General features: G+C 73.6%; 2 protein-coding genes. Both read right to left on the reverse strand.

Translation table 11 applies throughout. The annotated features are described in order from the left end of the window. A partial coding sequence (locus ACTS11_RS13180) for a hypothetical protein (protein WP_442640767.1) occupies positions 1-3,434 on the reverse strand: 3,434 nt, incomplete at its 3' end. 2 nt (positions 3,435-3,436) lie between these two features. Continuing rightward, on the reverse strand, positions 3,437-4,656 hold a 1,220-nt coding region (locus tag ACTS11_RS13185), incomplete at its 5' end, for a hypothetical protein (protein WP_442640768.1).

Genomic DNA, 4,656 nt, shown 5'->3' on the forward strand with positions numbered 1-4,656 from the left:
ACATCGTCGGGCGGTTCTGAGACGAGGCCGGCGATGTTCAGGAACACGCCCTGCCCTTCGTAGTCGATGGCCGTGAGGTCGTCCGACACCCGGCCCCACTCGTAGCCGAGGCCGACGCTCACATGCTCGTTGACGTGGCGGTAGACGCCGATCACCGCGCCCGTGTCGCGTTCGCCCGTCTCCTCGGTGAGGAGAAGCCGCCCCTCGGCCATGATGTCCCAGGCGTGGGTGACGTGCCAGTCGAAGCGGAGCGCCGTCAGCGTCGCGGTGTCGGAGGTGAAGCTCGAGGTGCCGCGCGCCGCGATCTCCGACATGCGGTAGCCGAGCTTGCCCGTCGCGGTCAGTTCCGGGCTGATGTCGTAGTTGCCCGCCAGGGACAGGATGGTCGAGCGCTGCTGCGGCCCGTCCGTCGTGCCGTCCGCGCCGCGCTGGTCGCGCGCCGGAAGGTCGTGGAGATAGCTCAGCCGGAACAGGAGGTTGAGCCGCTCGTCGGCGACGGGGCGATAGGCGTAGCCGAGCGAGGCGTGCAGGTACTCGGCATCCTCGAGCGGGGTGTCGCCGCTCTCGGACCAGAGCGCCTCGAGATCGGCGATCATGCGCCAGTCCCGCGCCACCCGCGTCGAGTAGCCGAGGACCACCGCCCAGGTGTCGCGGTCGCGCGCCGCGCCGGTCCCGTCCTCGGTCCGGTATTCGAGGCGGACCCGCCCCCTGCGGTCGGCATCCGGGGTCCAGACCGCGCCGAGCGAGAGGCCGAAGCGGTCGAAGTCGCCCGAGGGGCCGTCGACGATCTCGCCGGTCTCGATGCCCGCGCTGAAACTCCAGTCGCTCCCGGGCGTCCAGGTCAGGCCGTAGGCCTGCGTCAGCGACCGGCGGTCGCCCGGCAGGTCGTAGACGCTCTCGGCGAAGGTCGTGAGCGTGTCGGAATGGCGCCAGGAGGTGCCGGCCACGATGCGGCCCCGGTCCGAGTGGGGATCGGCCGGTCCCGACCGCGTCGGGTCGAGCGAGTAGCCGAGATAGATCTCTTTGTCGGGCGTGGGCGACCAGGTGGCCCGCGCCTCGGCCGCCGTGCCGCCGCTGCCGCCCGAGACCTCGGCCGCGAAGCGCAGCCGCTCGCCCAGTTGCGCGTCGATGCCGAGGCCCGCCCGGTCGTTGCGCCCGAGCCCGCCCGAGACGTCGAGCGTGCCCTGCACGAAGCCGTAGAGCGTGAGGTCCTCGTCCGGCGCGTAGGAGAGGCGCAGCGCCGCGTCCGTCCGCGCGCCCGTCCGGGCGGGGTCGGCGGGATCGGTCCGGTCGAGACGACCGAGCGCGCCGGTCAGCGTCCAGACCTCGCCGATGGCGTAGGCGAGGCGCAGTTCGGCCTCGGTGAAGCGCTCGCCGCCCGTGCGGTCGAAACGCTCGACATCCGCCCCGAAGCGGAGACGCGGCCCGAGCCCGAGGTCGAGGGACATGCCGTAGAGCGACTGGTCGGCCGGCGTGCTCTCGGTCAGGGTCTCGAACCCCGCCTCGCGCACCTGCGCCCAGGCGGTGAGGCCGCCGTCGGCGGGCAGGCCCAGGTCGCCGAAGTCGAGCCCGAGCCGCGCCTCGTAGGCCTGTGCCCGGAGCGACGCGCCGGGGGCGCTGCCGACCACGCTGAGCCCGCCGTCGGAAGAGACCGCGCGCCCGAAGCCCGGCCCGTCCGATTGCGCGATCTCGGCCTCGGCGAAGGAGGCCTCGCCGAACTCGAGCCGCAGGTCCGCGCCCGTCGTCGTGTGCCGCCCCGCGCCGGTCTCGTCCGACAGGAGCGTCGCGCCGAGACGGACGCCGTCCGTCACCCAGCCCTCGGCCCGCCCGCCCCAGGACATGTCGTCCGCCGCAGCGCCGCCGAGATACTCGTACTGCACCACGAGGTTCTGCACCCGCGCCGCCGAGGGGCCGGAGATCACCGTGCCGTCCGGCGCCCCGCTCGCCAGCGGCTCGGCCAGGATCAGGACGCCCTGCAGGTGGTCGACCTCGTAGTCCACCCCCTCGCGCAGCCTGCGCGTGCCGGTGACGAAGCCGGTCTCCGCGTCGCTCGTCTCGACGGTCACGCGCGTGGTCCCGGCGAGGATCTCGCGCCGCGACAGGAAGTAGAGCGAGCCGCCCGTGCCGCGCAGGATGTCGCGCTGCGGCAGGCTGTCGGGACGCGCGGCGTAGGCTTCGACCGAGAGGCGCGGATCGCCCGAGGTCGTCGTCGCCGTGCTTTGGTGCCGGACCTCGAGACCGTAGAGGTCGCGCCCCGACCGCAGGAGGCCCGGCCCCTCCACCGCGGAGGTGAAGTCGCCCCAGGTCAGCCGCGAGGTCTCGGTCTCGAGCCGGAGGTAGAGGTTGCCGGAGGTCGGCGTGTCGTCGACCCAGGTGCTGTCGTCGCCATAGGTCGGGTAGAGGTCGCTGCCCTCCGCCCGCAGCCGGTCGAGCACGCGCAGCCGGTCGCGGTCGTCGAGGCGGCTCAGCATGTCCTCGAGCGGCCCGTCCTGCGTGTCGGCCGAGGCCGTGACCCGCAGGCCCGAGGCCGTGACGCCCGAGACGTAGAAGGCCGCGCGGCCGTCGACGTAATGGGCATCCCCGGAGCGCAGATCGCCGTCCGCGACGCCCGCCGTGATGTCGATGATCCCGGTGCGGAACCAGTCCGAGGCGGGCACATGCACGTCGCGCAGGAGGCGGCGGCCATAGGCCTCGATCTCCACGATGCTGTCGCCCACGGGCAGGATGCGGCTGACCGCGAAGCGGCCGCCGGCATCGACCGTGACCGGATCGCCCTGAACCATGACGGTGTCGCCCGGAACGCCGTTCCGGCCCGAGACGACGACCGTGCCGCCCCGCAGCGGGATGCCCCGCCGGGCCGTGGCGTCCTCGCCCGCGAAGGGCGCTGCGAACACCGAGGCGTCCGCCCCGGCGCCGCTCCGCACCAGCGCGCGTGGCCGTGTCTCGTCGAAGCGGCCCGCAGCGTCGTAGACCCGCAGCACGTAGGCGAGATCGCCCGGCCCCTCGGCGGGCATGGTCCAGGCCGCCGTGCCGTTCGGCGCGACCGGGATCACCGCGACCGCGCTGCGGCCGGGACCGGAGCGGTCGAGGATGCGGATCTCGGCGCGGTCGACGAAGGCGGGATAGTTCGACGCGGCGCGGAAGCGCACGGCCTCGCCCGCCGCGTGCGCCACCCGCTGGCCCTCGGTCACGACGTTCAGGATGCGGTCCTGCCGCAGCGTGTCGAACTGCACGGAGATGTCGAGCCGGCGGAAGGTCTCGTCCACCGGCGCGCGGCCCGGCCGGAAGGGCGCCGTGGCGCTGCCGGCGATCACCTCCTCGCCGAAGCTGATGGAGAACCCGCCCGCGCCGGGCGTCTCCGCCCCCGCCGCGCAGGCGAGAACGAGGCCGGAGGCGAGCGCGGTCGAGCGGGACAGCAGGGACATGATGCGCATGGTCACTCTCCCGCCCGGGCGATGGTCTGGCTGATGCCGAGGCGCCCCCGCGCGACCTCGGACCATTGCCGCGCGATCTCGGCCTCGACCGCGTCCATCGCGGCGCGCGCGGCGGCGACGTCCGCGAGGTCCGCGTCCGCCGCGACGTGGAAGACGAGGTCCACGCCCATCGGCTCGTCCGCGAGGCGCGCGATCATCGCGGCGATGCCCTGCGACAGCTCCGGCCCGACGGCGGGCCCGCCGGGGAAGGCGGCGGCGCTGAGGTCGACACGGATCGACCGGGCGAGGCGCGCGCCGAAGTTCATCTCGGTCAGCATGCCGGGCGTCAGCCGCATGACGCGGGGGGTCTCCGTCGTCATCTCGAAGCCCGCGGGCAGCGTCCGCGTGTCGAGGCTGAGCAGGAAGTTCGATCCGCGGTCGGCCGGAAGGGCGGCGCAGGGCACGCTGAAGAGGCCGTTCGCGTCGGTCGTGATGACGAGCCCGTCGAGCGTCACCAGCCGCACGCCGGCGAGCCCGACCTCGTTGCGCTCGGCCTCGACCGGCAACTTCTCCTCGGTCGAGGGGCGGGCATCGGGGGTCCAGGGGTCCTGGTATCCGTCGCCGTCGAGGTCCTCGAAGACGCGGCCGATCACGTCGGCGCAGTCGAAGACCGCCTCGGGCAGGATGCGCACCGTCGCCGTCGCCGGACCCGCCACGATGGTCGAGCCGGGATCGAGCGCCAGCGCCGTGTTGACGTAGGCGCCGGGGTTCGCGCCGTTGCGGATGCGCGCGGTCAGCGTCGCCACGATCTCGGTGTTCGCGGGCACGGCGACGGCTGGAAAGGTGACGGTCCGCCCCGTGACAGTGACCGCGACGGGCACCCCGTCGAGTTCGGCCGTGCCGTCGACGTAGACCAGCCCCTCGGGCAGCGTATCGACGATGCTGATGGGGCCGACCGCCGCCGTCGTGCCGTTGCGGAAGCGGATCGTGTAGGGCACGAGCGTGCCGCGCCGCACGACCTCCTCGGGCGTGGTCTTCACCAGCGTCAGCCCCGAGGCGACATAGGTGATCGTGATCGTCGCCGTGTCAGAGAGGCCGGTCGAGATCTGCGTCAGCACGTAGGGGATCGGGGTCGGGCTGCCGGTGAAGCCCGGCTCCGACACGAAGCTCACGAAGCCCGTTGCGGGGGCGTAGGTGAAGGTCCCCTCGCCCGCCACGGCGAGGCTCGTCTGCACGCCCGCCG

This window comes from Roseicyclus sp. (assembly GCF_052168335.1).
In the GTDB taxonomy this organism is placed as follows: Bacteria; Pseudomonadota; Alphaproteobacteria; order Rhodobacterales; family Rhodobacteraceae; genus Roseibacterium.